Here is a 2,643-nt window from a genome sequence, read left to right as displayed (position 1 = left end):
GCCCCTTGATGAACCGCTCTCGTTGGCGCGTGCTTTGCCCATGGGTTGACGCGGATGCACGCAGCRCTACCGCATCAACCCAGTCATTGAACAAGGACAGGCCATCCGGCGGTGTTGCCACCGGCCGCGGCGAACGCACGGATATCCAGCGAGGCGTTAAAAAAGCTTCAATGATTTGAATGCGTGCCAGATCGTCGCTGGCCTGCAGGACGGCAATCGCCATCTGCTGCCAGTCTTTGCCCAGTACAGTTTGCAGATTCCTGGCCTGGTCCAGCAAACCGGCCACATTCAGATGCGTCAGTGCATGAAATGCATCCGGAAAAATAGTCAATGAAAACCCAAAGGCGGGGCCGTGGCTTTGCCAGACGCTGGGTTGCGTGCGAGGGCCGCGCAAGACGACCCGCCTTGACGACGGGGGCCATTCATCAACATCGATAGGCATCGATGATCGTCCACCGTGAATTGACCAGACAATACTGACCAGCGGAGACACCGGCAAATGACTGAAGCTTTGTTTGGGGCTCAGCTGGGCGTCCAAGGTGTCGCGCACCACATAAGCACATACGCAATCTGCCAGCAAGGGTGAAGGCTGGAATAGCGATGTGCGTGTGCCGGGGTGTATTGACCCGTCATCCACATCAAGATGGTTTATTGCCATGTTTTGCATTCAACTACGAGGCTAGCCGAAAGTAGGTATTACTTGCGAGGCGGACAGGCTCGTAGTCGTCAATATTTACGGAAATTTGTCGCCTTTCTCGCCTTTCGCTCGATTTTGGCGAATCAATGCTTTGCCGCTAGCGTGAAACGATTGGGTAGAAGTCTATTTCTCCATCGCCGTCAGGTCCGATCCGGTAACGAGCCGGCCTGGCTGGGGTGGGATGGATCTCTAGTCGCGCAAGACCGCCGCCGCACACGCCGAAAGGTATGGCGCCAAGAGTCACAGGCTCTGCGGGCAGATGCAGCGTGACTGTTTCGCCAGCCTTCACGAGTGCCGCCATCTTGTCGTTCACAAACAAGGTGGTTGGGCAATCGGATCCGGCAAACCCGGAGTCCCGCGTTACCGATACCGTGCCTTTGTCGGCCGCCGCCTCCGAGAACAGTAGATGTCGGGTGGAAGGTACTGTGGCGGCCTAAAAAAACCGACTCTGCCCCATGCGGGAGAGAGTCGGTAGTCTTGGCGGAAACGGAGGGATTCGAACCCTCGATGAGGCTCTACACCCCATACTCCCTTAGCAGGGGAGCACCTTCGGCCACTCGGTCACGTTTCCAATAAATCGATTATCTCACGACTTCCCGGCCATTTTCAGGCGGCGGGCTGGTCCAGGTCAAAAGCCTTGTGCAGGGCGCGCACGGCGAGTTCCATGTACTTTTCGTCGATGACGACGGAAGTCTTGATTTCGCTGGTGGAAATCATCTGGATGTTGATGCCCTCTTCGCTCAGCACGCGAAACATCTTGCTGGCGATGCCCACGTGGCTGCGCATGCCGATGCCGACGATGCTGACCTTGCAGATCTTGGCATCGCCGGTGACTTCCTGCGCGCCCAGTTTTGGCACCACCTGGGTTTTCAGCAGGTCGATGGCCTTGGAGTAATCGTTGCGGTGAACCGTAAAGCTGAAGTCGGTCTTGCCGTCCTTGCTGACGTTCTGGATGATCACATCGACTTCGATGTTGGCATCGGCCACGGCGCCCAGGATCTGGTACGCGATACCCGGGGTGTCGGGTACGCCGAGCACGGAAATTTTGGCTTCATCGCGGTTGAAAGCGATGCCCGATACGATGGCTTGTTCCATGTTTTCGTCTTCCTCAAAGCTGATCAAAGTGCCTGACTTGGCCTCTTCGTTGATGTCGATGTCCCATTCGGTGAAGCTGGACAGCACGCGCAGCGGCACCTTGTATTTGCCGGCAAATTCCACCGAGCGAATCTGCAGCACCTTGGAGCCCATGGAGGCCATCTCCAGCATCTCTTCAAAGCTCACGGTATGCAGGCGACGCGCCTCAGGCACCACGCGCGGGTCAGTGGTGTAAACGCCGTCGACGTCGGTGTAAATCAGGCACTCGTGCGCCTTGAGCGCCGCCGCAATGGCCACGGCCGAAGTGTCGGAACCGCCGCGGCCCAGCGTGGTGACATTGCCGGCCTCGTCCACCCCCTGAAAGCCGGTGATGATGACAACTTTTCCGGCGTCCAGGTCTGCACGCACACGCTCGTCGTCGATCGACTCGATGCGGGCCTTGGTGTAGGCGTTGTTGGTCTTGATGGTGACCTGCCAGCCGGCGTAGCTCACAGCCTGCATGCCTTCGGCCTGCAGCGCAATGGCCAGCAATGCGCTGGAAGCCTGCTCGCCGGTAGCAGCCAGCGCATCAAGCTCGCGGCCATAAGCATCGCTTGTCCTGGCGGGCGCCAGTTCTTTGGCCAGGCCGAGCAAACGGTTGGTTTCGCCGCTCATGGCACTGGGAACGACCACCATCTGGTGGCCGGCCCGCGCCCATTTGGCCACGCGTTTGGCGACATTGCGGATGCGCTCGGTAGAGCCCATCGACGTGCCGCCGTATTTATGAACGATCAATGCCATTGCAGGATGTCAATCAGGAGTTGTTGCGGATTTTTTGCCGGGGACCTGTGTAAAAGCGCCCATTTGAGGGC

The 2,643-nt window shown here is 58.3% G+C and carries 1 protein-coding gene, 1 tRNA gene and 1 pseudogene; all 3 read right to left on the bottom strand.

The genetic code is table 11. The features are described 5' to 3' along the window. Nucleotides 1–394 (bottom strand): annotated as a pseudogene (locus AC1DWI_RS22795) (AraC family transcriptional regulator); the annotation flags it as partial. 781 nt (nt 395–1,175) lie between these two features. Continuing rightward, nucleotides 1,176–1,268: transfer RNA gene (locus AC1DWI_RS22790), tRNA-Ser, on the bottom strand. Between the two features lie 35 nt (nt 1,269–1,303). After that, nucleotides 1,304–2,572 (bottom strand): aspartate kinase, encoded by a 1,269-nt coding sequence (locus tag AC1DWI_RS22785; protein ID WP_477668992.1) that lies wholly within the window; start codon nt 2,570–2,572, stop codon nt 1,304–1,306. Nucleotides 2,573–2,643 lie beyond the last annotated feature (71 nt).

The sequence above is a fragment of the Polaromonas sp. P3_C2 genome (genome assembly GCF_056402675.1).
This window is presented reverse-complemented; position numbering and strand designations above follow the sequence as displayed.